Origin of the sequence: Bradyrhizobium lablabi (assembly GCF_018129385.1) — a bacterium.
Taxonomy (GTDB): domain Bacteria; phylum Pseudomonadota; class Alphaproteobacteria; order Rhizobiales; family Xanthobacteraceae; genus Bradyrhizobium; species Bradyrhizobium lablabi_C.
Genome location: NZ_JAFCLN010000016.1, coordinates 136,318 through 159,410, shown reverse-complemented (window position 1 = coordinate 159,410; position 23,093 = coordinate 136,318). Strand labels below are relative to the sequence as shown.

At 63.1% G+C, this 23,093-nt stretch carries 25 protein-coding genes; 12 read left to right on the top strand and 13 right to left on the bottom strand.

All coding sequences use genetic code 11. The features are described 5' to 3' along the window. Nucleotides 1-307 precede the first annotated feature (307 nt). From JQ628_RS25720 to JQ628_RS25695, 6 genes are all read left to right on the top strand, one after another. Complete coding sequence (locus JQ628_RS25720) at nt 308-592, top strand: hypothetical protein (RefSeq protein ID WP_249128391.1); 285 nt, start codon at nt 308-310, stop codon at nt 590-592. Between the two features lie 398 nt (nt 593-990). Beyond that, nucleotides 991-1,668: a hypothetical protein gene (locus JQ628_RS25715; protein WP_212226709.1), complete on the top strand. Its 678-nt coding sequence runs from the start codon at nt 991-993 to the stop codon at nt 1,666-1,668. Between the two features lie 238 nt (nt 1,669-1,906). Next, entirely contained in the window at nt 1,907-2,809 is a 903-nt protein-coding gene (locus tag JQ628_RS25710) for a hypothetical protein (RefSeq protein ID WP_212226708.1), read from the top strand. Between the two features lie 190 nt (nt 2,810-2,999). Next, nucleotides 3,000-3,977: a Bug family tripartite tricarboxylate transporter substrate binding protein gene (locus tag JQ628_RS25705; protein WP_212226707.1), complete on the top strand. Its 978-nt coding sequence runs from the start codon at nt 3,000-3,002 to the stop codon at nt 3,975-3,977. 238 nt (nt 3,978-4,215) lie between these two features. Beyond that, complete coding sequence (locus tag JQ628_RS25700; protein ID WP_212226706.1) at nt 4,216-5,385, top strand: MFS transporter; 1,170 nt, start codon at nt 4,216-4,218, stop codon at nt 5,383-5,385. Nucleotides 5,386-5,408: 23 nt separating this feature from the next. Then, the gene (locus tag JQ628_RS25695) at nt 5,409-5,819 is read left to right on the top strand and encodes a hypothetical protein (protein ID WP_212226705.1); all 411 of its coding nucleotides are present in this window, start codon (nt 5,409-5,411) and stop codon (nt 5,817-5,819) included. 52 nt (nt 5,820-5,871) lie between these two features. Here the strand turns inward: JQ628_RS25695 and JQ628_RS25690 are convergent, their stop codons facing one another. The 6 genes from JQ628_RS25690 to JQ628_RS25665 form a co-directional block, all read right to left on the bottom strand. Beyond that, nucleotides 5,872-6,690, bottom strand: a complete 819-nt coding sequence (locus tag JQ628_RS25690) for a DnaJ domain-containing protein (protein WP_212226703.1) — start codon at nt 6,688-6,690, stop codon at nt 5,872-5,874. 232 nt (nt 6,691-6,922) lie between these two features. Further along, on the bottom strand, nt 6,923-7,417 hold the full coding sequence (locus tag JQ628_RS25685; protein ID WP_212226701.1) for a hypothetical protein: 495 nt from the start codon (nt 7,415-7,417) through the stop codon (nt 6,923-6,925). A gap of 181 nt (nt 7,418-7,598) precedes the next feature. Continuing rightward, a complete protein-coding gene (locus JQ628_RS25680) occupies nt 7,599-8,003 on the bottom strand; it encodes a DUF4864 domain-containing protein (RefSeq protein WP_212226699.1) in 405 nt (134 codons plus the stop codon). Nucleotides 8,004-8,104: 101 nt separating this feature from the next. Continuing rightward, complete coding sequence (locus JQ628_RS25675; protein WP_212226697.1) at nt 8,105-9,637, bottom strand: lysozyme inhibitor LprI family protein; 1,533 nt, start codon at nt 9,635-9,637, stop codon at nt 8,105-8,107. A 79-nt stretch (nt 9,638-9,716) separates the two neighbouring features. Further along, nucleotides 9,717-10,577 carry a phytanoyl-CoA dioxygenase family protein gene (locus JQ628_RS25670; protein ID WP_212226695.1) on the bottom strand — a complete coding sequence of 287 codons (861 nt, stop codon included), beginning with the start codon at nt 10,575-10,577 and terminating at the stop codon, nt 9,717-9,719. A gap of 77 nt (nt 10,578-10,654) precedes the next feature. Further along, nucleotides 10,655-11,056: a VOC family protein gene (locus JQ628_RS25665; RefSeq protein ID WP_212226693.1), complete on the bottom strand. Its 402-nt coding sequence runs from the start codon at nt 11,054-11,056 to the stop codon at nt 10,655-10,657. Nucleotides 11,057-11,240: 184 nt separating this feature from the next. On the opposite strand from JQ628_RS25665, the gene JQ628_RS25660 reads away from it, so the two are divergent. Further along, entirely contained in the window at nt 11,241-12,926 is a 1,686-nt protein-coding gene (locus tag JQ628_RS25660; protein ID WP_212226691.1) for a flavin-containing monooxygenase, read from the top strand. Here the strand turns inward: JQ628_RS25660 and JQ628_RS25655 are convergent, their stop codons facing one another. Genes JQ628_RS25655 through JQ628_RS25645 form a run of 3 tightly spaced genes read right to left on the bottom strand, consistent with a single transcriptional unit; the run spans nt 12,927 to nt 15,005 of the window. Then, nucleotides 12,927-13,715 carry a 2-keto-4-pentenoate hydratase gene (locus JQ628_RS25655; RefSeq protein WP_212226689.1) on the bottom strand — a complete coding sequence of 263 codons (789 nt, stop codon included), beginning with the start codon at nt 13,713-13,715 and terminating at the stop codon, nt 12,927-12,929. Between the two features lie 11 nt (nt 13,716-13,726). Beyond that, nucleotides 13,727-14,506: a crotonase/enoyl-CoA hydratase family protein gene (locus JQ628_RS25650; RefSeq protein WP_212226687.1), complete on the bottom strand. Its 780-nt coding sequence runs from the start codon at nt 14,504-14,506 to the stop codon at nt 13,727-13,729. Between the two features lie 10 nt (nt 14,507-14,516). Continuing rightward, nucleotides 14,517-15,005, bottom strand: a complete 489-nt coding sequence (locus tag JQ628_RS25645) for a tautomerase family protein (RefSeq protein WP_212226685.1) — start codon at nt 15,003-15,005, stop codon at nt 14,517-14,519. A gap of 111 nt (nt 15,006-15,116) precedes the next feature. Here JQ628_RS25645 and JQ628_RS25640 point away from each other — a divergent pair, with 111 nt between their 5' ends. From JQ628_RS25640 to JQ628_RS25630, 3 genes are all read left to right on the top strand, one after another. Continuing rightward, the gene (locus JQ628_RS25640) at nt 15,117-15,725 is read left to right on the top strand and encodes a TetR/AcrR family transcriptional regulator (RefSeq protein WP_212226683.1); all 609 of its coding nucleotides are present in this window, start codon (nt 15,117-15,119) and stop codon (nt 15,723-15,725) included. A 133-nt stretch (nt 15,726-15,858) separates the two neighbouring features. Then, entirely contained in the window at nt 15,859-16,053 is a 195-nt protein-coding gene (locus JQ628_RS25635; protein WP_212226682.1) for a hypothetical protein, read from the top strand. A 120-nt stretch (nt 16,054-16,173) separates the two neighbouring features. Continuing rightward, nucleotides 16,174-16,443, top strand: coding sequence for a hypothetical protein (locus JQ628_RS25630; RefSeq protein ID WP_212226680.1), 270 nt, complete (start codon nt 16,174-16,176; stop codon nt 16,441-16,443). A 132-nt stretch (nt 16,444-16,575) separates the two neighbouring features. Here the strand turns inward: JQ628_RS25630 and JQ628_RS25625 are convergent, their stop codons facing one another. Both JQ628_RS25625 and JQ628_RS25620 read right to left on the bottom strand, forming a co-directional pair. Then, nucleotides 16,576-18,165, bottom strand: a complete 1,590-nt coding sequence (locus JQ628_RS25625; protein WP_212226678.1) for a gamma-glutamyltransferase — start codon at nt 18,163-18,165, stop codon at nt 16,576-16,578. A 22-nt stretch (nt 18,166-18,187) separates the two neighbouring features. After that, nucleotides 18,188-19,531 carry a cytochrome P450 gene (locus tag JQ628_RS25620; protein WP_212226676.1) on the bottom strand — a complete coding sequence of 448 codons (1,344 nt, stop codon included), beginning with the start codon at nt 19,529-19,531 and terminating at the stop codon, nt 18,188-18,190. A 165-nt stretch (nt 19,532-19,696) separates the two neighbouring features. Here JQ628_RS25620 and JQ628_RS25615 point away from each other — a divergent pair, with 165 nt between their 5' ends. Continuing rightward, nucleotides 19,697-20,470 carry an enoyl-CoA hydratase-related protein gene (locus JQ628_RS25615; protein WP_212226673.1) on the top strand — a complete coding sequence of 258 codons (774 nt, stop codon included), beginning with the start codon at nt 19,697-19,699 and terminating at the stop codon, nt 20,468-20,470. A gap of 157 nt (nt 20,471-20,627) precedes the next feature. Here JQ628_RS25615 and JQ628_RS25610 read toward each other — a convergent pair whose 3' ends face one another. Further along, complete coding sequence (locus tag JQ628_RS25610) at nt 20,628-20,921, bottom strand: antibiotic biosynthesis monooxygenase (RefSeq protein ID WP_212226671.1); 294 nt, start codon at nt 20,919-20,921, stop codon at nt 20,628-20,630. 124 nt (nt 20,922-21,045) lie between these two features. Further along, nucleotides 21,046-21,948 carry a LysR family transcriptional regulator gene (locus JQ628_RS25605; protein ID WP_212226669.1) on the bottom strand — a complete coding sequence of 301 codons (903 nt, stop codon included), beginning with the start codon at nt 21,946-21,948 and terminating at the stop codon, nt 21,046-21,048. Nucleotides 21,949-22,113: 165 nt separating this feature from the next. Between JQ628_RS25605 and JQ628_RS25600 the strand changes: the two genes are divergently transcribed. Then, entirely contained in the window at nt 22,114-23,082 is a 969-nt protein-coding gene (locus JQ628_RS25600; protein ID WP_212226667.1) for a Bug family tripartite tricarboxylate transporter substrate binding protein, read from the top strand. Nucleotides 23,083-23,093 lie beyond the last annotated feature (11 nt).

Below are 23,093 nucleotides of genomic sequence, written 5' to 3'. Positions count from 1 at the left end.
TTGAAAGCAGCGGGCGAATTTGGAACGGGCTCTTACGCGTCCTCAAGAGCTTGCGTATCCTCAACAATATGGCTGCTCGGTGCTTGCTCCGCCGGTGAAGCGGCCGCACTTTCGTGGACCAGATCATCATCGCGGGCCAGATCATCAACGACATTTTATGTCCTCACGCGGTCAGCGCTGCCTGCCGAGAATCAGCCGATTGCCCCAGCTCACTGCATCATCACTGCATAATTTGCCGAGCGAAGGTTTCCGGCATTCACGCTTCGGTAATCGTGTTCTTGCTAGAATCTGATCGGTAGCGTGGAGTATGCGTGTGATTGATTTTGACGAACTGCGCGATCTCGCAGAACAAGCCCGTGCCTTCATTCAAAAGTCCGACGACAAGGCGCTTGCACTCCGAGCAATCGTCGCCGGACACGACGTGGTCCTGGGCATTTTCCCCGCGATGCAAGGCGTCGGATTGTATGTCATCAAGGGCGGCGACCTGTTGCGCCAGATCGCAAATTCCAACGAGACCGGCGACTACACCCATGCCGCCATCGCCGTGCAGAACCTGGAGCAGGCCGAGACCCTTCAGGCCTTGGTGGCCTAGCGTTTGCCGGGCGCCTCGCTCGTCGAGAACTTTCTCACTTCATCGCGTCATCGCGCCGCATCCGCTATGGGTGCAAAAGCAGGCGCTCGACCGAAGCTTGTCAAAAATAATCCGTGAGGCCAGTGGCGGTCTGTGGTCCAAGGTTGGCGGGATCACCGGCGCTTCTCCGGCCGCTGACGATCGAACGCATCAAACATTAACAGTCCGCTAAGGGCGAGAAGGCGACATTCGAAATGAAAGGGAGCCGCAGACTGTTGTAGACGCCGCTCACAGCCTGAAGATGTAGATATTGCATATATATTTAACTGAGGGCGAGCGTGCATTTTTTAACGATTGACCACCATTCCTGCGTGGTGCCGGTGCTTGCTTTTTTAGACCGGAATCAGAGGAGCCCCGGCATGAATGGCGATTTGTTGTCGGCTCTGCTTTCGTGGTGGCCGTTCGTCTTGTTCGTGGCCGCGTGGTTCTTGTTCGGCCGAACGCAGATCCTGTCGCTGATGAGGCCACGTGCGTCGAGTGAAGGGACGAACACTCCAGAATCACGGCATGATGTCCCAACCGGAAACGCCACGGATGATCCAGCCTGGTTCGCGGCGATGGAGTATTACGCTTTTATACTAAACCGAACTTACAAAGTATTCGTGACGGACCAAATGCTTGTCGGAGCTACAGTAAGGGGGTTGGTGATCAGTCCTCCTGTCGTGAGTTCATCGATGTTGAACCAGGAATTCTGGGTGCGGACTCAAACAGCGAAACGGTACGAGCGCATCGATCCGACATCAGCAAAGCTTCTTCAAATGCATTCGGCTAACTTCCAGGTTCATTGGAATGATATCGCTCAAACTGAATATCGGGCAGGCAAGAAGTGGGGCATGGGCAACGTGCCTCACTCCGGCCGATTGGTTCTCCAACTACGAGACGGGCGCCAACGCGAACTCATTTTGCTTGGAAGGCAGAACGGCAACACTCTGAAAGAAAAGTTCGACCATCTTGTGCAGGCGAGCACCGGAAAAGCTCCTCGCGTGAACTCACGGGGTCCGTCCGGCGTGACAGCAGACCTGCGCGACTCACGCTAGCTGCTTCGCGTTGCGGGCCAAATAAGCGTTTTGTCGCGCTGGCCAGTCCGCGCGAGGACTTCTGCTTAGGTCAAAATCGCGGCAGCCGTTATCCCCATGAACTTGTCCCCTGCGATTTGATCGCAGGCTCCAACAGTGTCAGCGTTCTCCAGAGAATGATCGTGAATCGAATTGGCGCGACGCCGTGTTTGCACCACGCCGCCGCGCCTGACCATCGTAACCGAATGGAGCGGTTCCAATGGCTGATGACACTATTGCTTCCGTTATCGCCCTGCATCAACCCAAAAGGGCCAGGACCGGCACTCAGCAGCCCCGGGTGAACCGGGCGCGCAAGCGTCGAAAGGCCAAGGTCGCCAAATCCCAATCTTCCGAGTCACTGATTCCGGTAGAGTTCTTGCCGCTGGATTCGACGCCGGCGCAATCCGTCGTTGCGCCACCCTTATCCGAGGCGAGACCAGCAGGATGGTCGGTCGCTTCGCTCGTCCTAGCGGCCGCGGCGTTCATGCTCGCCGTGGTCGGGGTCGCCACCAATGGCTGGTTTGCCCGATCGCTCGGATCAAGCGACATGGCTGGATGGCTATTCCTCGCCATTGGGGTGGCGGCCGATCTCGCCGCGCTGGTTTTGCCGATATGTGCTGCCAGGCTTTGGCATACTGGCCAACGCGCTGTGTCGATTGCGGCATGGTCTGTCTGGGCGATGACTTTTGCCTTCGCGGTCATCGCCGGGATTGGATTTGCGTCCGTCAACATTGCCGATGTTACGACTGCGCGGGCGTCCCGTTCAACGCCTGCGGTGACGGCAGCTCAATCTGCGTTGAGCGATGCGATGTCGGCGCGGGACCGGGAATGCGGACATGGGATTGGCAAGTTCTGCCGCGAGCGTGAAGCGATGGTCGCCGAACGTCGCCAGATTCTCGACGCCGCCATGGTCCCGATCCGACAAACGGCAGACCCGCAAACGGAAGCGGCTATCAAGATCGTTGCCTGGCTCAGCTATGGAATGCTGCGGCCGTCGGGCGACGACTTTGCCATGCTTCGTCTTGTCTTGCTGGCCTTACTGCCGCAAATAGGCGGCATCCTGTTGATGGTCAGTCGATCGGCGTGGCGGCCCGATGCAAGCCGATCAGTCGCGCAATCCTGACCTGTTGTCGATCGTGGCGCATCCGATTTGGGCCAGTAGCTCACGTCGCCGGCCGCGAGCGTTGGGTCCGCCCAGGGGGCAAGCGGAGATTAGCCCCTTCCACCTCCTGACAAAACGGGTGTAGCCTGTTCCGGCAGGGCGTCCAGACGGACAACAAGTCCGCGGTGTGGCGCACTGGGGAGGGCGCATCATGGATTTTCCCCGTCGCGCATTTCTGCGTCTCGCCGCGTGTGCGGCTGCGTTACCGGCTGTGCCCCGCATCGCGCAAGCGCAAGCCTATCCGTCACGGCCGGTGCGCATCATCGTCGGCTTTCCCGCCGGCGGCGCCACCGACATCCAGGCGCGCCTGATGGGCCAATGGCTGTCCGATCGCCTCGGCCAGCAATTCATCGTCGAGAACCGCTCCGGCGCCAGCGGTAACATCGGGACCGAGGCGGTCGCAAGGGCGCCGGCGGATGGCTATACGCTGCTGCAAATCGTGACGCCGCACGCGATCAATGCCGCGCTCTACTCCAATCTCAGTTTCGACTTCATCCGCGACATCGCGCCGGTGGTTTGCGCCGCGCGGCTGGCCTACGTCGTCGTGGTGCACCCGTCGGTCCCTGCCACGACGATCCCCGAGTTCATCGCCTATGCCAAGGCCAACCCCGGCAAGATCAATTACGGCTCGGCCGGGCCAGGCACCCCGCAAAACATCGCCTGCGAACTCTTCAAGATGATGGCCTCCGTCAATCTGGTGCACGTCCCCTATCGCGGCGGCGCGCCTGCGGTCACCGATCTGATCGGCGGCCAGATCCAGGTGATTTTCGCTCCGCTGTCGGAATCGATCCAGCAGATCAAGGCCGGCCAGTTGCGTGCCCTGGCGGTGACGACGACGAAGCGATTGGACGTGTTGCCGGACGTTCCCCCAATGGCGGACTTCGTGCCCGGTTATGAGGCCAGCGGCTTTGCCGGCATTGGCGTCCCCAGAAATACGCCGGCTGAAATCATCGATCTCCTGAACAAGGAGCTCAATGCCGGCCTCGCCGATGCCAAGGTCAAGACCCGGATCGTTGAACTCGGCGGCACGGTGCTTGGCGGCACGCCTGCGGAATTCGGGGCGATCATTTCGGAAGCCACCGAAAAATGGGCGAAGGTGATCAAGTTCGCCGGCATCAAGGTTGAATAGCGCCGGTCGCCACAGCGACTGCAGGTATAGCGTACTGGCAGGAGCTGTCGCCGATCGGCCGCATGAGTGATTGTACTCGGTGCAATTTGCCCGGCTGTTCCACATCTGCATGCCCAATATCGCGGCATAGTGGGTTGACCGCAGGCAATTTGCGGCGGAAGTTACTCACGCCGTGGTAATTTCTTCTCACTTTTCCGCAGAATCCCTTCCCTTCGTTCCCGACTCGCGTCAGGCTTGGATGCGGCTTGTCGTGGCGGTGCTGATTGCGTCCGTCGGCGCGGTCGGCATGTGGTCGGTCGTGGTCGTCATGCCGGTGGTGCAGCAGGAATTTGCAGCCACGCGCGGCGCGGTTTCGCTCTCGGCCACCATGATCTTTTTTGGCTTTGGCCTCGGTGGCGTCATCATGGGCAGGATCACCGACCGCGTCGGCATCGTGCCGGCGATGGCGGTCAGCATCGCCTTCCTGGCGGGCTCCTATGTGCTGGCCGCGCTATCGACCGCGCTGTGGCAGTTCATCATCATTTCTTTCCTGATGGGGCTCGGCACGTCAGCGACGTTTGCACCCCTGATGGCGGAAGCCTCGCACTGGTTCGAGCGCTATCGGGGCCTCGCGGTGACCATCGTCGCCAGCGGCAATTACGTCGCCGGCACGTTCTGGCCGCCGCTGGTCAACTGGGGCACGCAGGCTTATGGCTGGCGCGCCACCCACGTTGCGATCGCCATCGTCTGTGGCGCGTTGATGACGATCCTGCTGCTGGTGCTGCGCCAGATCATGGGCGGCAGCGAGGCGCACGATCACGCCAACGCGCCGCCGCCGCGGCTCGACCTCAATCTCTCCGCCAATACGCTGACGGTGTTGCTCAGCCTCGCCGCCATCGCCTGCTGCGTGGCGATGGCGATGCCGCAGGTCCATATCGTCTCCTATTGCGGCGATCTCGGCTATGGCCCGGCGCGCGGTGCGGAAATGCTGTCGCTGATGATGGCGTTCGGCATCGTCAGCCGCATCGGCTCGGGATTCCTCGCCGACAAGTTCGGCGGCATCGTCACGCTGATGATCGGATCGGTGGCCCAGGCCTTCGCGCTGTTCTTCTATCTGTTCTTCACCAGCCTGCCGTCGCTCTATCTGATCTCGGCGATGTTCGGCCTGTTCCAGGGCGGCATCGTGCCGAGCTACGCCATCATCGTGCGCGAGACCATGCCGGCGGGCGAAGCCGCCACCCGCGTCGGCATCGTGATCTTCGCCTCCGTCGTGGGCATGTCCTTTGGCGGGTGGATCTCCGGCGTGATCTTCGATCTCACCGGCTCCTACGCCGCGGCCTTTGCCAACGGCTTTGCGTGGAATCTGCTCAACGTCGTCATCGTGCTGATGCTGCTGCTCCGCGGCCGGCAGCGGCTGGCGATGGCGTAGGCGCCGCTTGCGAGCCCGGCGCGATGGCGTTCGCGATCAAGGCCGCGATTGACGATCCCCGGGCGAAGACTTTTTCGTTCACCGCGCAAAAGACCATGTATGGCGGCAAGCACATTGCCGAAGGCGACGAGATTTTCCTGTTTGCCAGCGAGAATGAAGGCGGGCAGGGCCTGATCGCGCGCGGCGTCGTCACTTCAGTGGCGGCTGTCGCGAAGAAGCGCGGCATCGCCCGGCAAACGCCGCGTGTGAGTCTTGTCGTCAGGCGGACCGCGCCGGCGAGGCGGCCGCTGGGCCGGAAGGAGCTCAAGCCGTTCAGCGACTGGAAGGACGGCCGGCCCGAGACCGAGCTCAATTTCAAGTTCTATCGGCAGGCCACCAACAAGGTCGTCGGCATTTCGGACAGGGTGGCCGGCTTCCTGGGCGATTTCTTTTAGCAGTGCCTACGGCATCGCCATCTCCGACTGCCGGTGTCCAGCGCGGATTCGGCTATTGCCCAGGCAGCGGTGTTGCTTGCGGCGGCTTCAACTCATCGATGCGCTTGGCCTCCGCGATGTCGGCGAATGCGTGCTTCAGATTGCCTATCCGGCGGAAGACAATGGCACGATCGATATAGGCGTCGGAGAAATCCGGATCGAGATTGATCGCCATATCGAAATCGATGAGTGCAAGGGCCAGATCTCCGATGCGATACGCAAGGTGGCCCCGGTGCCGATAGTATCTGGCGTCCTTTATCTCGACGCTGGAAATCGCCGGAATGGAGCCCGTGTTGTCCGCCGCTGCCACGGCATCTGGTGCCGTCATCTTCTCGACGGCGCCGGGAATTTCCGGCGTTTCGGAGACCGGTGTCCGATCAAGCGTGTTGCGCTCGACAGTTCGGCCGACCGTATCGGATGGCCGCGTCGCCGGCGCCGCAGCAGTCAGCGCAGATGCCTGCACTTTCGCCATAACGCCGGGCGTTTTCGAAACCCTTTCGAACAGAACGAATGCTCCGATGGACAAGAACGCGATCACGGCAGCCGAGATGGCGTCCGGGACCAGGTTGCCTATTTGGGAGGAGCGCTTGCGCCTTGAACTCAGGGCCCGCTGCTGGCCGGCTCTGATGAGCAGCGAGTCATAGGTCACTCGCTGCCGTTCGTCGCGGAGAATGGCATAGGCGCGGACGACCTGTCTGAACCGTTGCGCCGCATCGCCGTCGTTCGCATTGTTATCGGGATGACTCGACTTGGCGGCATCGCGGAATGCCGCTCTGAGCTTGTCAGCGTCATCGTCAGGAAGCGCACCGAGTAACTCGTAAAGAGTTTGCACAATGTGTCTCCGTATCTAAAAACTCCTCAGAATTTCCCCCTTCCCAGCAATTCCCTGCTCGCCACGTATGAATGACGACGATGCATTAAGGTCTCGCGACAAAAACGTGCCGTCGTATGGCGGGAAGACGGCTGAATCAGAGCGGCGATCACCGCATTGCCATCGAGGAGACACAAAGTACCGAGCAAGCAGAGGTTGATATTCTCGAACCCTTATCGCAACCGGGCGTTCGCTATCGAACGGGCCGTTGTTGCGGAGCGCGCTCGATCTCGCACGCGCTGGACGCCTGCAACTGGCTCAGGCGGTCCCGCGCCGCCTTTTCGGCATCCTGATAACACTGCCGCTCGTACTCGGTTTTCAAGCGAGCCCATTCATCCGGGTCGACCGCCTTGATATCGGCTCTCTTGAATTCGCAGTTGGGCGCCGGCTGGGCTGCAAGCAGCGCCGGGTTGGGCCGACGGACGCGCAATTCGGCCGGTTTCGGTGTTGCTGCGTGAGCACGGGCGCGCGGCGGCGAGCGCATCTGGGTTGTTTTGATCTTCCGTTGAACCGGATCGGCGTCGCGGTAATCCGCGTTGCGCGCGCATCCGCCCATCCCCGTCGCAAGGACAACAACAGATATTGTCAGCAACCTTGGGGGCAACGACAGCAGGCCGGTCCGCCGCAATTGCGATATCGCCAGTTCGCAGCGACCATCTGCATCATGCGCTGGGTGCGCGATCGCCATACTGATTATCCGATTCAAGGCGAGGCAGGCTATGGCCGCCGTTTGCAACGAAGCCGCGCAGAAGCAAGGCAATCATGAACGGAAGATTTGAATCTCAGTCTAACAACTACGATGAACGAACCGTTAATCGAGCTTCGTTTCGCTTCTGCCGCAATATAGGTGTCTGGCCCGCCATCGCCCGCTACGCCGCCTGTCCCGCCTTCAACAGGCTGCATCCAGTGATCCTGTAGCTGCCGTCCGCCTGTCGCTCCAGCGTGTAGAGCGCTTCCCAGGCTTCGCCGTTGTCGTCGACGATGTTGACGCGCTGGGCGATGTGGCCGCCTTCGGCCTTGGCCTCGCCGAATTCAAAGCTGCGGTGGCGGTAGACCGGGGGATAGCCCTGCTGGACCATCTGCATGAAGATCTCGGGCTGCTGGAAAATTTCCTGAATGGCGGGCGCGGCATAGGACCAGGCGGCCGCCGCGTCGTCGCGGGCGAAGGCCTGCTCCTGCGCGCGGATGATTTTTTGCGCATCGGCGATGTCGTCGGCGCGGGCAGGGGAGGAGAGGCCGAGCAGAAGCGCAAGAAGCAGGGCGATGACGCGCATAATAGTGGCTCCGGTGCCGGTGCCAGATAGCTACGGTCTACACCAAAAGCCGGTTTCCGCCCTGTGCAATTTATGCACTGTCGCCAGCAACTCCTTGCGACTTACCGGATCGATCCGCCGAGATTGTCGATATCGGCGGAGGGTTTTGCCGGGAACAGCCGCGCGGTCGACGAGAAGCTGGCGTTGCGCCTGCATTTCGGCTCGTCGGCGTCGTCCTCGCCGCGTTTCGTCGCGAACACATCGTCCTGGCGGTTGACGATCAAGGTGGCGTGATCGCGTTCCAGCGTATCGGGATTCTTGCGCTTCTCGTCGGAGCGGAAAACGCCGCCTGCGACCTTGCCCTTGATGTCGAAATCACAGCCGCCCTTCCAGTCGCCCTGGTCCCACTTCCACCCTGCCGCCTTCAGGCTGCCGTCGGCCGCCAACGTCACTTTCAGGATCGCGGTGTGGCTGAGCCAGATGCCGGAAAGGCCGCTGCGCTTTTCGTCAAAGCCTTCGAGCAGTGCGATGCGCTCCTTCTGAAGGCGGTCGAGCTTGTCGCGGCCGTCAATGGTGTAGTGCGTGAAATAGGCCCGCTTGTCCCACGCCGGATGCAGGAATTGCGGATACTGGTTGATTTGCGAACGCACCCAGTTTCGCTGGTCCTCGGTGAGCGCGCGGCGCGTCGTTTCGTCGAGACGCGGCAGCAGCGCCTTCCAGGCCCGGTTCAGCCGCTGGTCGTTCTCGGCCAGATCCGGATCGGCGCAAATCTCCTCGTCGCTCGCGGTGGAAGGCCGCGCGCAATCGAAGGTCGGCATGGTGAAGCTCACCTCGGCCTTGTCGATCGCGGCGGCGCCTTCCGCCTTGCCGTCGGCAAAATAGTTGGCGGTGAGCTGCGTCATGTAGGAGCAATTCGGCCGCTGCTCGCCGAAATATTCCTCGTTGCCGACGACGATGCGAAGTGTCTCGCCTTGCCGGCGCAGCTTGATGGTGGCCGGCTTCGGTGGTTCCGATTTGTCGTCGGCGGCCTTCGCCGGCGCGTCCGGGTCGGGGAGGACAAGGCCTGCGAGCCATGATGTGGACATTGGGCCGGAGGTGGATTTGACTTCGGCCGTGACCTTGCAGTCGCGGCGAGTCTCGCTGCCGGCGCCATAGACCGCGCTGGTCTCGATCGCGACGCGATAGCCGCCTTGGCCTGGCGTTACAGTCGCACTGCCGAAGGCGCTGACCCAGCGCCCAGCGATGCCGGCGCGGCCAAAACCTTGCGCGATGCCGTCCAGCGTCGTGGCGCGCTGGCGCAGCCGTTCCACAAAGGCCTGCTTCTGCTCGTCATCGCCATCGTCGAACACCGTCTCCGATGCGGAAAGCATCATCTCGTTGAACCAGGACTGGTCGCGCTTGAGCAGCGGCTTGACGTTGGCCGGGGCTTTGGCGAGCGCCGCCTGGAGCGATTTTTCGTTTCTCTTCGTCAGCGCGTCGAAATCGTTTTGCTTGCAGGCACCTGATTTGAGGAGATCGCTGTCCGGTCCGCACAGGCTGAGCTCGGTGGGACCGGCGCTCGAGGCGCGCAGATAGTCTTCCATCGCGTCGGCCGTGACGGGCGTAAAGACGGAGGCCGCGACGGCGAGCGCGGCGATGCGGTGCGGGATGGACATGGATGAATGACCCTCGGGCGGGATGCGACCCTTGGGCGTTATGTCGCAGTGTTGCGCCTTTCGGTTCAGGCCGGTGCCATCACGGCGCACGCGGGCGCAGCAATTTTGCGGGATGGCGGCCGTCGACATGGCCCATGAAGGGCGGGTGGATCGAATAGCCGATCAGTTCCCGCGCCCGCTCCGGCAGCTTTTCCGCGATCTCAGGGGGAATGGCGAGCGCCATGTTCTCGAGCTGGCGCACCCAGCCGGCGCAATATTGCGGCGTGATGATCAGGCGCGCCTGGTCCGAGCGGTTGGCGCCGCCGCGGTGCCACAGCGTGCCCTTGGTGATGGCGAGCGAGCCCGACGGCATCACCAGCTTGACTGAATCCGTGCGCTCGCCGGTGACGCGATCGGCGCCCTTGTGGGTAAAATCGGACGGCGTCAGCGCGCCCGCGATGCGCTCGTCATCCCAGACATGGCTGCCCGGGATGATCTCGGTGGCGCCGTTCTGTTCGGTGGTGTCGTCGATCGCCCAGAATGTGCTGATGCCGAGCGCGGGCCGCGGCCGCGGGATCTTTGCTCCGCCGTCGTCGGTGTGCCAGGGCTGCACGGTCTCGCCGGGATGCAGGTTGATGGCGAGCAGCGCCGACAACAGGCAGCTTTCACCGAGCTCGGCCTCGGCAAAGGCGAGCGCCAGCGGATGGGTAGCAAGTTCTGCAAAAACCGGCGACTTTGCCATCAACGCATAGACGCGATTGGTCTTTTCGCCCTCGAAATCGTTGCGGCCTTTGAGGTCGCGCGCCAGATGCGGCGCGAGCGCGGCGCGGATGGCGGCGATCGTATCCGGCGAAAGCACGCGCTTGAAGATCAGGTAGCCGCGGTGGTCGAACTCGTCGCGGTACGATTCAAAACTGCGGCCGTTGAACCATGCCGTCGTCTGCGCCGCTGCGCTCGCCATGGCCGTGCTCCCTGTCAGTCTTGTTGTCGGGTTGTCCGCATCTTACGCCTGCCGCTGCATGCGACAAGCGCGGATCGTCACACCACGCAGAACACGCAGAGTTTGTTGCCGGTGGGATCGCGCAGGTAAGCGGCGTAAAAGCCCTTGTCGGCTTCCGGCGGCCGAAAGCCGGGCGGCCCCTCGTCGCTGCCGCCATTCTTCATGCCGCCCTCGTAAGCGGCCTTGATCTCGTCCGGCGACTTGCCCTGATAGGCGATCATGATGCCGTTGCCGGCGCGCGCTTCCTTGCCGTCATAGGGCGGGCATATCGTGGTGTGGCAATCCATGATGGACTTGCCCGGGCCGATCTTGCCGTAGCCGAGCCAGCCGCCTTCGTTGACCTTGCGCTCGCTGCCGAGCGCGGAAAATACCGCGTCGTAAAATTCGCCCGATTTCTCGCCGTCGACGGCCCCGATCGTGACATAGCCGATCCTGCTCATGGTCCCTGCCTCCCATCATTGTTGAAGTCACTCTAAACCAGATCAACCGGACGTTGCCATCATGTTCAAACAAAGTTTGAGCACCCGATCGGGGCGACGCATTGCTGGCATGCTGACGCAAGTCGCGCGCCGATGTTATTGTATGGTCGAGCAAACGCCGACCAGAGCAAGACCGGAGTGAAGCATGACCGAGGGCACCAATTCACACGGCGCCAAGTCGCACTACGAAGTCATCGTGGTCGGCGCGGGCGTCGCCGGAATCTATCAGATCAAGCGCCTCGCCGATCTCGGCATCGATGCCACTGTGCTCGACTCGGCGCCCGACCTCGGCGGAACCTGGTACTGGAACCGCTATCCCGGCTGCCGCTTCGATTCAGAGAGCTACACCTATGGTTTCTCGTTCTCGAAGGAATTGCTCAACGAGTGGCACTGGAAGGAACGGTTTTCGAGCCAGCCCGAAAATCTTCGCTATCTCAACTATGTCGCCGACAAGTTCGATCTTCGAAAATACATGCAGTTCAACCGCAATGTGGAGGCGATGCAGTTCGACGAGACGCGCGATGAGTGGCGGCTGAAGATCAGTGACGGGCGCGAGCTGACCAGCCGCTTTGTCGTGCTGGCGATCGGCCTGTTGTCGGCGCCGACGCTGCCGCGGCTGGAGGGCATGGACGATTTCGGGGGCCGCTCGTTCCACACCTATTACTGGCCGCATGAGCCGGTGGAACTGACGGGCAAGAAGGTCGCGGTGATCGGCACCGGCGCTACCGCGATCCAGATCATCGGCGAGATCGCCGACAAGGTTTCCGAGCTCACCGTGTTCCAGCGGCGGCCGAACTGGAGCGCGCCGCTCAACAACAGCCGGATTTCCGAAGCGGAGATGGCCGACATCCGCGCGCGTTACGACGAGATTTTTGCGGCCTGCAAGGTCTCGCCCGGTGGTTTCGAGCATGCGCCCGACCGCCGCGGCTTTTACGAGGTGACGCGCGAGGAGCGGCTGAAGCTGTGGGACAGGCTTTATGACGAGCCCGGCTTCGGCATCTGGCTCGCCAACTTCCGCGAGATTTTCATGGATGAAGCGGCCAATGCCGAGTTCTCGGAATATATCGCGAACCGGATTCGGCGGCGGGTAAAGGACCCGCAGACCGCCGAGACGCTGATCCCGCGCGACCATGGCTTTGGCGTGCAGCGCGTGCCGCTCGAGACCAACTATCTCGAGGCGTATAATCGCGACAATGTGCATCTCGTCGACATCAGCAAGACGCCGATCGAACGGGTCACCGAAAAGGGCCTGCGCACCGCGGCGCGCGACTACGAGTTCGACATCATTGTCTATGCCACCGGTTTCGACGCCATCACCGGCGCCTATGACCGGATGGACATCACGGGCATCGACGGCGAGAAGCTGTACGACAAGTGGAAGGATGCGCCATCGACCTTCCTCGGCATGCTCACCCACGGCTTTCCGAACCTCTTGATGCCGACCGGACCGCAAAGTGCGTCCGCCACCACGAATTTTCCGCGCGGCATCGAGAACGGCGTCAACTGGTGCACGGACTTGCTGCAATACATGTGGGATCGCGGCCTGACCCGCGCCGATCCGACCCGCGAGTCGGAGGAGCGATGGACGGCGCATGTGACAAAAATGTACGAGATCATGCTGATGCGCAAAGCCAAGGGCTGGTTCACCGGCTACAATTCCAACGTCCCCGGCCACGAAGAAGGCAGGCCGCGCTACTTCGTCTACAATGGCGGCACGCCGAAATATGTCGGGATCATCAACGACGTTGCGGCGAACGGCTATGAGGGATTGGTGCTGTCCTCGCAGGCGCGGCCGGAATCTGGAGCGGCGCGGTCGCGCGTGTCGGCCTGATCACGCCTCGAACGCGATCTCGACTGTGGCGACATCGCCGAAGAGCGCGCGGACGAGCTGGCCGGCGCGGATCGGCAGCATGCCGGTCATCGAGCCCGTGCTGATGGTTTCGCCGGCGAAAAGCCCATCGCCCCAATGGCGCCGCTCGTTGGCCAACCACAGCAGCGCCTGCAAGGGATCGCCCATCACGTCGGCGCCGCTGCCCTCGCGGCGAACCACGCCGTCGACCTCGAGCGCCACCTTCACCGCAGCGAGCCCGTCGCGCCAGTTCTCTATCTTGCCGCCGAAGACATAGCGGCCCGACGCGCTGCCGTCGGCGAGGATCGCCGGCAGCGGCGGCAGCGCACCGCGGGGATAGCGGCACTCGGCAACCTCGATGCCGGCATGAACCTCGGCGATCGCATCGATCACCTCGGGCATCGTCCACGGTTCACGCCGCGGCGGCAGGTCGCGCGCGAGCGTGACGAAGAATTCGCACTCGACCAGTGGATCGAGTAGCTCGGCCCATTTGAAAGTTACGGGCGATTTGCATTCGAAACGGCGGAACGTGCGCCCGTAGATCGGGCCGTCCAGGGCTAGCTTGGCGCGCACCGCGTCGGCGGTGCCGGCGATCTTCCAGCCGAGCGGTTTCCAGTCCAGCCGTTCCGCGACCGCGCGGTTGATCGCGTAGGCTTGCTCCATCGTCTCCGGTACGAGTTCGCCGGCCACCGAGTCCAATTGCCGCGCGTCGCGGCGGGCTTCGAACAAGAGGTCAGCAAGCGCCTGCTGCTTGACGGACAGTTTTGTCACGCGCACCTCGCTTATCGTCCATGAAACACCGCGGCGCGCCGTTCGATAAAGGACTGGATGCCTTCGCGCGCATCGGCCGAGTTCAGCACCCGGTCGCGGATCACCGGGATATAGGCAATCGCCGCAGCCTCGCCACCCTCGATATATTTCAGCGCTGCTTCCTTGGTGACCTGGATGCCGAGCGGGGCGTTGCGCGCAATGATCGCGGCCAGTTCCATGGCGCGATCGACCTGCTGCCCGGCCGGTACGACCTCTTGCACTAGCCCGATCTCACGCGCGCGTGACGCATTGAACTCGTCGCACAAGAACAAGTGATACATCGCATCGCCCCAGCCGGCGCGGGACAGGAAACGGAAATGCGCGCCGCCGAGCGGCGCGATGCCGCGCTTTGATTCCATCTGGCAGAACCGGCTGTCGTCGGCGGCGACCACGATGTCGCCGGCCAGCATCAGCTCGATGCCGATGGTGAACACGATGCCCTGCACGGCGGTGACGACAGGCTTCTTGCAGCGCTTCTGAAGGGCAAACGCGTCGACATTGCCTTCCTTGAAGTTGCGCTTCTCGGCGGTGGGGCCGAAGAATTTCGGCATGTCGAGGCCGGCGGTAAAATTCTTGCCTTCGGCGCAGACGACGCCGACCCAGTAGTTCTCGTTGTTGTGTAGTTCGGTCAGCGCATCCGACAATTGCTCCATCATCTGCGGCGAGAAGGCGTTCTTCTTCGCGGGGTTGTCGATGATGATCTTGAAGATGTGATCGTGCGTCTCGGTGCGGATCTTGCCTTCGGCTGTCATGCAGGCCTCCCTAGCGGTCGTATTTGACTGACAGTGCGGTGCGGATCGCTGCCGCGCGCTCCGGCGGAAATGCCGCCGCGCCCTGATCGAGCAGGTCGTTGAACGACAGCACGCCGCCGCGTGAGCCCCAGCAGCCTTCCTCGATGATGCGGAAGTTGATCCACCAACCCGGGGAGGGCGCCTTCATGCCGAGTGCTTCGGTGAGCGCGGCAAAGATGTTGCGGATGACGGCTTCGCGGTCCTGTCTCGTCCAGCAGCAGTCCATCACCGCGACGTCGAGCACCATCACGTCGCTTGGCCTGTCGCAGAGCAGTTCGCCGCCGTGGGCGATCATGTCGAGCGGCCGTTCGAGGAAATGCACCTGATAGCCGCGGCGCGCGTCCGGCACGAGCCGGCCGACCTCCGGCTCCAGTACGGCGTCAGTCAGCGTCTTCGCCAGCACGCGCCGTTGGCCTGTGTCGAGCCGGCCCTGCGGCATCATCACGTGAATGAAGGTCATCGGCGGTCCTTCCCGGCTGTGCAGCGCGCTATGACAGATGGCATAGTCCATGGCGGGCTGGCTATGTCAACTGTCATATTCTATATTCATCGCAGATTCGCGGGAGGGGCCATGACTTCAGAGACCAGGGCAAGGATGGTGGCGGGCGCGGCCGATCTGATGAGCCGGCGCGGCGTCAATGGCACCAGCATGCGCGACGTGGTGCGTCATACCGGCACGCCGCGCGGCTCGATCGGCCATCATTTTCCGCGGGGCAAGCAGCAACTGATCGAGGACGCCATCGTGTTCGCGGGCGCGCAGGTCTCCGGCCCGCTCGGCCACCTGACGCGCTCGCGCGGCGCCATCGCAGGCTTGCGCGAGTTCATCTCGCTGTGGCGAAAGGCGCTGGAAAAATCGAAATTCCAGGCCGGCTGCCCGGTGCTCGCGGTGGCGGTGGAGCGGTTCGTCAACGATGCCGCTGATGGCGACGGCACGGATGAGGCGGCGCAGCGACGCTTGCTCGATCTTGCGGACGGCGTGTTTGCCGACTGGCAGCGCATCATGGTCGGCGCACTCAGAAGCGAGGGTGTTCCGGCCGCCCGCGCGCGCCGGCTGGCGGCGCTGGTGATCGCTTCGGTGGAAGGAACGGTCGCGATGTGCCGCGCCGCGCGAAGTGTACAGCCGCTCGAAGATGTCAGGCAGGAGCTCGAGCAGGTGCTGGCGGCGGCGATTCCGGGCTGATCGGCTCGCCGATCAAAGACCGCCGATGTCTGCACGAATGGTTAACGTAACAGTTCAATTGTCGCCGCGGCCGCCGACCCCGGCTTTAGGATTTAGTGCCTATGCTTGATCCTGTAGCTGGGAGAGCATCACCATGTTCGTCGGTCAACCGGAAGGAGCGGGGGCAGCCAATCCCTTGCTGGATACGGCCTGGAGCATTCTGGAAGCGGCCAATGACGTCAGCGACGCGGCGACCGTCGAGGCCTGCCGGCGCGTCATCGATGCAACCTTTCGCGGCGCCGAGCCTGCCGCATCCGACATGAGCATCGTGATGGGGTTCTTCGACTAGCACGCGGACTTGATCCGCGCGGACGCACGGCGAGCCTAAAACATAATTTAGTAGCCTCGCTGTTTCGTCGGACTAGCATTAGCTCTGCATTGGGGGGCGATCCGACAAACGGAGCTTCCAATGTCGAACATCACGATAAAACTGGCGATAGCATCGCTCCTGATCTTGGCCGCCCCGGCTGCCTCATTTGCACGCGGCGGAGGCGGCTCGGTTGGAGGAGGACACATGGGCTCGGCCATAGGAAGTGCAGGAGGGTTCCGGCCCAACGCTGGCCTGATCGGCGCGGCGGAAGGTACTGTGACCGACCCGAGCGGTATCGGAAACGCTTCCAGGGTGCCTCAACTGCCACCGCCGAACATCAGCGTTCCGGCGATTCCGCAGTTCAAGTGAAACTTGTCATGCCTTGGCTTCCACGCCTTTGCTTCAGTGAAGCAAGAAAGACGTGGATGGCCGGGCATAGGCGAGCGGAAGCGACGCCGTCCTTCAGACGGCTATGCCCGGCCATGACGGGCGGCAATGCCTTTAGCCTTCTGCTACCGCATCTCCCCAGGCGTGCGCAGCTTCGTTCGCGCCGAAGTTCGTCGTCCCGTCGCGCAGCGTGACGCTGGGGCAGGCGAACTTCATCGGAAAGGTCTGGATGCGCGCCTCTTCGTAATCGAACTGTTTGCGCAAGCTGTCGCGCACCGATGAAGGCAGGCGCAGATCGCCGATCACGATCGCGCCTTCGCTGGCATCGATCCGCGGCGTGTGGATCGCGGTGTCGAGGTCCATGCCGAAATCCATCACAAACGAGAGAAGCTGCGCCACCGCGGGCAGGATGCGGCGGCCGCCGGACGCGCCGACCGCAAGGCGCCGGCCGTCGGCAGCTTGCGCCACCACCGGCGTGTAATTGGTGAGGCAGCGTTTGCCGGGCGCCAGTGAATTCGGCACACCCTGTGTCGGGTCGAACCACATGATGCCGTTGTTCATGGTGAGGCCGGTCTGCGGCGTCACGAACTTCGAGCCGAAGGTCGAGAGCAGCGTCTGCGTCACCGCCGCCATGTTGCCGTCCCCGTCCACGACGGAGAAATGCGTGGTGCAGGCCGGCGCCAGATGCTCGGCGCCGAGCGCGCGGCGGCCGTCGGCATCGCCCATGTCCGAGAGCCGCTCGCGATAGGCCGATTGCAGCGCCAGCGCATATTCGGTGTAGGCGGTGGCATCCGGCCTGCCGCCGCCGGGCTTCAGCTTCTGCTGCAACAGGCGCAAGGTGTGCGCCAGTGTCGGTCCGGCGGTGAGTTCGGGCGTCGCAAACACATTGCCGCCGCGATAGGGAATTTTCAGCGGCTCGCGCAGATGTGCGCGGAAGGCGGCGAGGTCACTTGCCGAGAGCGCGCCGCCGGCGGCCTGGATATCGGAGGCGATGCTTTGGGCGAGGTCGCCCTGGTAGAAATCGCGCGGGCCTTGCGCGGCCAGATGCGCCATCGTCGCCTTCAGCCTGTCCTGTGGCATCCGCACCACCGACTTGATGCCCCATTCCGCATTGGGCGGCAGGCCGTCCTTCAGATAGGCGGCGGCGCTCGCCGGATAGCGCCGCAAGTCCGCCGCGGAGCTCGCGATCATCAGCGTGGTCCACCAGTCCACCAGCAGACCTTCGCCGGCGAGTTTGACGCTGGGCGCCAGCAACTCCTGCCACGGCATTTTGGCGTGGCGGCGATGCGCTTCTTCCATGCCGGCGACCACGCCGGGCACCGCGATCGAGCCGGGGCCTTGCAGGTTGCGATCGTCCCTTACACGCGGCCAGGGAAAGATGTCAGAGGCCGCGCCTGACGTCAGCGGATAATCCTCAACGCGCAGGCTGTCCGGCGAGCGCATGCCGTAGTCGATCACCTCGTAGCGGTTCTCACGCGCACGATAGAGCACCATCGCGCCGCCGCCGCCTGCGCCGCTCATCCAGGGCTCCAGCACGCCGAGCGCGAAGGTGGTGGCGACCACGGCATCGACGCAATCGCCGCCGGCCGCCAGCACCTCGGCGCCGATCTCGGCCGCGCGCCGCGATTGCGAGGCGACGATGCCGCCCTTCGAACTGACGGCCGGTTTGCGAATGTGCTGGTGGCTGGAAAATTGATCGGCCATTGGACCCCCTTTTGGCTTCTTGCTATTGCGCCGTCCGACGCTCCGGCGTGAATCGCACCGGCAATTTGCGAATCGCGTGCACAAAATTGTTGGGCGCGATGTCGATGCCGCCGGCATATTCGATATCGGGCAGCCGCGTCAGCAACTGGCGATAGACTTCCTCGAGCTGCAATTGCGCGACGCGCTTGCCGATGCAGACATGCGGGCCGAAGCCGAAGGCGATATTCTTCGACGCATTGGCGCGGCGGATGTCGAGACGATCAGGGTCGGGGAAGATTGCGGGATCGCGGTTGGCCGCAGAGAAATACATGATGACTTTTTCGCCGGCCGCAATTTTTTGCCCACGGACTTCCGTGTCAGAGGTCGCGGTGCGCCGCATATAGATGACCGGGCTGACCATGCGGATCAGCTCGTCCACCGCGTTCGGCAGCAGCGACAAATCAGCCATCAGTGCGCGTCGCTGATCCGGGAATTCGGTGAGCAGCTTCATCGAGCCGGAAATGGTGTTGCGCGTGGTGTCGTTGCCGGCGAACACGATCAGGAGCCACGAGCCGTCGAGATATTCGTCGCGCAAGAGCGTGCCGTCCAGCGTGGCGCGCGCGATCGCGCTCATCAGGTCGGGTTTTGGGTCGGCGCGGCGCTTCTGTAGCATGTGCTGGCCGTATTCGAACATCTCGGCGACGTTCTCGTTGAGGGCCTGAACGAATTTCAAGAGCTCCGGCGTCGGCTCCAGGTCCTTGCCCTTCTTCGCGGTGATGTAGCCGGCGATCTCCAGATAGTGCATCCATTTGATGAATTTCGGCTGGTCGGACTGCGGCACGCCGAGAATTTCGCACAGCGTGAACAACGGCAGTTGCGCGGACAGCTTTTCGACCAGGTCGCATTCGCCAAGGCCCGCCATGCCGTCGATCAGCCGCGTGGTCTCGGCCGTCACCTTCTTTCTGATGTCGGCAAGATAGCCTGGGGTGAAATAGGGCATGTGCTCCTTGCGGAGCTGCAAATGCCACGGCGCGTCCATGTTGATCATGGCATCGACGGAGGCGCGGAACAGCAGCGGATGGCGCGTCTCCGGCGGGCCGTAAGCCATCAGGATGCCGCCCTTTTGCGAGGAGAACGTCTTTGGGTCGCCATCCACCCGCATCACGTCGTCATAGCGCGTGAGCGCCCAGAAGCCGGGCCCGTTATTGCCTTCGCGCTGCCACGACACCGGCGCCTGGGCGCGCAGCCGTGCGAACAGCTCATAGGGCTGCCCTTGCGTGAATTTCTCGGATTCGGTGAGAACGTCCTGGTCGATCTCGGGATATATTTTCGGAAAGGCTGGGCCGGGCGGTGGCGGCGCGGCCAGGTTTTCGCTCAGCAGAAGCATCCGGCATTTGCTCCGATCGGCTCCTCCCCATGGAGCTCGGCTTGTGTTTGGCTGAACACTAGTATGGACGGCAGCGAAGTCAAAGCCCGTGCCGAAATCGCGCATTGGCGTTTGCGCGCCGGGAATGGCACAGTACGGAAAGCGGCGTTTCAGGGAGAGACAAAAATGGCCGGAGTAAAGCAAACAAGGGACGGCGCGGTCGGGATCCTGACGCTGAACGAGCCCGCGAGTCTGAATGCGATGACGCCGGATTTACTGGGCGCGCTCGCCGGCGCCATCGGCGACATGACCGCTGATCCCGCCATCCGCGCGCTGGTGCTGACCGGCGAGGGGCGCGGCTTCTGCTCGGGCCAGAATTTGAAAGCATCCGAAGCGCTCGGCAGCGATATCGCAGCAGGCGTGATGAAATTCTACTGGCCGGCTTTCAAGGCGATGCGCGAGTGCCGCGTGCCGATCGTGGTTGCGGTCAACGGCGTAGCGGCCGGCGGCGGGTTCAGCCTCGCAATGGCCGGCGACATCATCCTTGCGGCGCGCTCGGCGAGCTTTATCCAGGTGTTCAGCCGCATTGGCCTCGTGCCCGATCTCGGCTCGACCTGGCTGCTGCCGCGCCTGATCGGCCGCCAGCGCGCGCTCGAATTGATGCTGTTCAACGAGCCACTGTCCGCCGAGCGCGCAATGGAATGGGGGCTGGTGCGGCAGGTCGTCGACGATGCGCAGTTGCTGGAGGAGGCGGTCAAGCTGGCGCAGCGCCTGGCGCAGGGGCCGACGCGGGCGCTGGTCGCCACCCGCGCGCTGATCGAGGAGAGCGAGCACGCGAGCTACGCCGCGCAGTTCCGCAAGGAGATCGAGACGCAGGCCGAGCTACGCCAGAGCGCGGATGCGCTGGAGGGCCGCAACGCGTTCGTTGAAAAGCGCAAGGCGCAGTTTTCAGGGCGATAAGGCCCCGTAGCGTGCCACCATGGCCTTCATGTTTCGAGACGCACGAAGGCGCGCTCCTCACCATGAGGGTCCAGGACCTCATCCTGAGGAGCATCGCAGAGCGATGCGTCTCGAAGGATGATGCCGGCAAAACGCCCTGGCGGGTCCGCTCGCGTCATTACGCCAGCGTGTGCACAATCACCGGACCGGCCACCGCGGTAGCGGGACCGGTCAGCAGCGGTGCAAGGTCCTGCTCGATCCAGGCGATCGCGCGCCGGTTGGCTTCCTCGGCGCCGGCAAAACTGTTGAAGACGCTGATCGCGGTCACGGTGTCGTCGGGGGCATAGACCACGTAATAGGCCATGAAACCTTCGACGTCGCTGATGATCGGGATGGCGCCTTCCTTGATCCGGCGCGCCAGTTCCTCGGCCTTGCCGGTCTTTGCCTTGGCCTGGCGGATGGCGGCGTACATGGAGACCTCCCTTCGCAAAGAGGCTGCCCGCGATGGCGGCGACTGATCGCGTGCTCGGCGTGAGTGGACGGGCAGCACGGTTCCTGATGCGAAAGACAATACGCCGGTTCGCGTGGCTGCGCCATCATTGCGCCATCCGGCCGGGAACGAACTTCAGCGTAAAGTTCAAAAAGCTCTCGACGGCGGGCGAGAGCGATGTTCGCCGCCGCGCGAACGCGGCGATCCGCCATTTGACCGTGGGTTGTTTGAGCGGCAGGAATTTCAGTCCAAAACCCTGAACGAGCGGCGCAGCCATCGCCGGACAGATCACCGCGCCCTGCCTCACACGCAACATCGACAGCGCCGTGTTGACGCGGTTTACCGGCAGAAGCTTCCTGGGGTGATGCCGCGGCGGCACGTGGCTGAGGACATTGACGGCGATATTGGGCATGTAGTTGAGCAGCGAGCGCTCGCGCAAATCCTTCCAGCTTGCCGAGTTGCCGCGCGCCAGCGCGTCGTCGCTGCGCAGCGCCACCCAGAGCGGGTCGGCGCAGATCGTGTGGATTTCCACCGCTTCGTCGGTGACGACGCCGGCCGGCCCAAAGCCGATATCGGTGTTGCTGTTATGCAGGCCCGCCAGCACGTCCTGGATCGGCACGTCGTCGAACCGCACCTCCACGCCGGGATGGCTTTCATTGTATCCGGCGATCAGCTCCGGCAACAGCGTGCACGACAACGGCTCGGGCGCGGCCACGCGCACCAGACCGCGGCGCAGCTCCTTGAGATTGGTCAGACTCTCCAGCGCTTCGTCGAGGCTGGCGAGCACGCGCCGCGCCATCGGTTCGAAGGCTTCACCCACGGCCGAGCGTGACACGCTGCGCGTGGAGCGGTCGAGCAGGCGGACACCGACGCGGGTCTCGAGCTCCTTGATCAGGCCGGAGAGCGCGGCCTGCGACAGATGCATGATCTTCGCGGCTTCGGAAAAGCTGGCCGTGTCGAGCACGGCAACATAGGCGCGAAGCTGCCGCAGTGTCACATCCATTGCCATGCCCCGGCCTCCTGCCATGCCCGTCATTCATAAGAATAGCCGATAAATGGGTCAAAAAATACACATTGTCCGATAGGGGATGCGTACCTATCGTCGGCGCAAAACCAGGCGGAGCGGGCGCGAAAGGTTGCGTCCAATTCCGCGGGGATCGCCAGGGAGGCAAGGATGATCGTCACGCGCCGGACTCTGCTTGGTAGCGCCGCAGTGCTTTTTGCCGGCGCCGATGCATTGGCGCGGGAGGCCTGGCCGACGCGTGTCGTGCGGCTGGTGTCGCCTTATGCGGCGGGCGGCGCGAGCGATATCTCGCTACGGATTCTGGCCGAGCATTTCGGCCGCAATCTCAATCAGCAGTTCATCGTCGAGAACAAGCCGGGCGCGGGGACGCGCATCGCCAACGAGCTGGTCGCGCGATCAGCGCCTGACGGTTACACGTTTCTCTATGTGGCCGCGCCGTATGCGACCGCCGAAGCCTTGTTCGGCAAGCTCGGCTACGAGCGAAAGGATCTTCAGCCGGTGGCGATGGCGGTGGCCGCGCCGCTGTTCCTGATCATCAACGCGAACGCGCCTTACAAGAATCTCGGGGAGTTGATCGCCTATGGGAAGTCGAAGCCCGAGGGTCTGACGATCGCCTCGCCGGGGCCGGGCTCGCAGCCGCATCTCGCGGCCGAACTCCTGTTCAGGGACGCGGGCGTCAAAGGTCTTAACGTCCCATTCCGAGGCGATGCGCCAGCCTATACGGAATTGCTTGCCGGCCGCGTCGACGCCACGCTGACGGCGATCAGCTCGGCGCTGCCGCACATCCAGGCTGGACTGCTGCGCGTGCTCGGCGTTGCATCCGCCGCCCGCAGTCCGATCTATCCTGACGCGCCGACCTTGCGCGAGCAGGGCTTGTCCAAGGTGATCGCGGCCGGCTGGTACGGCTTTATGGCGCCGGCCGCTACGCCAGCGCCGATCATCGCGCGCATGCAGGCCGAGGCCGGCCGCGCGCTCGCCGATTCCGAGGTGAAGCAGAAGCTGTTGGTGCAGGGGCTGGAGGCGCGTTTCGGCACTGCCGCCGAGTTCGGCAAGTTCATCGACGATGAAACCACCAAATGGAGCGCCTTGATCCGCGAGGCCGGCCTCAAGGGCGAATAGAAGCGGCTGTT

Excerpts from the sequence above, each read along its gene's own strand:
- JQ628_RS25720 (WP_249128391.1), top strand. The coding sequence starts at position 308 with ATGCGTGTGATTGATTTTGACGAACTGCGCGATCTCGCAGAACAAGCC.
- JQ628_RS25715 (WP_212226709.1), top strand. The coding sequence starts at position 991 with ATGAATGGCGATTTGTTGTCGGCTCTGCTTTCGTGGTGGCCGTTCGTC.
- JQ628_RS25710 (WP_212226708.1), top strand. The coding sequence starts at position 1,907 with ATGGCTGATGACACTATTGCTTCCGTTATCGCCCTGCATCAACCCAAA.
- JQ628_RS25705 (WP_212226707.1), top strand. The coding sequence starts at position 3,000 with ATGGATTTTCCCCGTCGCGCATTTCTGCGTCTCGCCGCGTGTGCGGCT.
- JQ628_RS25700 (WP_212226706.1), top strand. The coding sequence starts at position 4,216 with ATGCGGCTTGTCGTGGCGGTGCTGATTGCGTCCGTCGGCGCGGTCGGC.
- JQ628_RS25695 (WP_212226705.1), top strand. The coding sequence starts at position 5,409 with ATGGCGTTCGCGATCAAGGCCGCGATTGACGATCCCCGGGCGAAGACT.
- JQ628_RS25685 (WP_212226701.1), bottom strand. The coding sequence starts at position 7,417 with ATGGCGATCGCGCACCCAGCGCATGATGCAGATGGTCGCTGCGAACTG.
- JQ628_RS25680 (WP_212226699.1), bottom strand. The coding sequence starts at position 8,003 with ATGCGCGTCATCGCCCTGCTTCTTGCGCTTCTGCTCGGCCTCTCCTCC.
- JQ628_RS25675 (WP_212226697.1), bottom strand. The coding sequence starts at position 9,637 with ATGTCCATCCCGCACCGCATCGCCGCGCTCGCCGTCGCGGCCTCCGTC.
- JQ628_RS25670 (WP_212226695.1), bottom strand. The coding sequence starts at position 10,577 with ATGGCGAGCGCAGCGGCGCAGACGACGGCATGGTTCAACGGCCGCAGT.
- JQ628_RS25665 (WP_212226693.1), bottom strand. The coding sequence starts at position 11,056 with ATGAGCAGGATCGGCTATGTCACGATCGGGGCCGTCGACGGCGAGAAA.
- JQ628_RS25660 (WP_212226691.1), top strand. The coding sequence starts at position 11,241 with ATGACCGAGGGCACCAATTCACACGGCGCCAAGTCGCACTACGAAGTC.
- JQ628_RS25650 (WP_212226687.1), bottom strand. The coding sequence starts at position 14,506 with ATGACAGCCGAAGGCAAGATCCGCACCGAGACGCACGATCACATCTTC.
- JQ628_RS25645 (WP_212226685.1), bottom strand. The coding sequence starts at position 15,005 with ATGACCTTCATTCACGTGATGATGCCGCAGGGCCGGCTCGACACAGGC.
- JQ628_RS25640 (WP_212226683.1), top strand. The coding sequence starts at position 15,117 with ATGACTTCAGAGACCAGGGCAAGGATGGTGGCGGGCGCGGCCGATCTG.
- JQ628_RS25635 (WP_212226682.1), top strand. The coding sequence starts at position 15,859 with ATGTTCGTCGGTCAACCGGAAGGAGCGGGGGCAGCCAATCCCTTGCTG.
- JQ628_RS25630 (WP_212226680.1), top strand. The coding sequence starts at position 16,174 with ATGTCGAACATCACGATAAAACTGGCGATAGCATCGCTCCTGATCTTG.
- JQ628_RS25625 (WP_212226678.1), bottom strand. The coding sequence starts at position 18,165 with ATGGCCGATCAATTTTCCAGCCACCAGCACATTCGCAAACCGGCCGTC.
- JQ628_RS25620 (WP_212226676.1), bottom strand. The coding sequence starts at position 19,531 with ATGCTTCTGCTGAGCGAAAACCTGGCCGCGCCGCCACCGCCCGGCCCA.
- JQ628_RS25615 (WP_212226673.1), top strand. The coding sequence starts at position 19,697 with ATGGCCGGAGTAAAGCAAACAAGGGACGGCGCGGTCGGGATCCTGACG.
- JQ628_RS25610 (WP_212226671.1), bottom strand. The coding sequence starts at position 20,921 with ATGTACGCCGCCATCCGCCAGGCCAAGGCAAAGACCGGCAAGGCCGAG.
- JQ628_RS25605 (WP_212226669.1), bottom strand. The coding sequence starts at position 21,948 with ATGGCAATGGATGTGACACTGCGGCAGCTTCGCGCCTATGTTGCCGTG.
- JQ628_RS25600 (WP_212226667.1), top strand. The coding sequence starts at position 22,114 with ATGATCGTCACGCGCCGGACTCTGCTTGGTAGCGCCGCAGTGCTTTTT.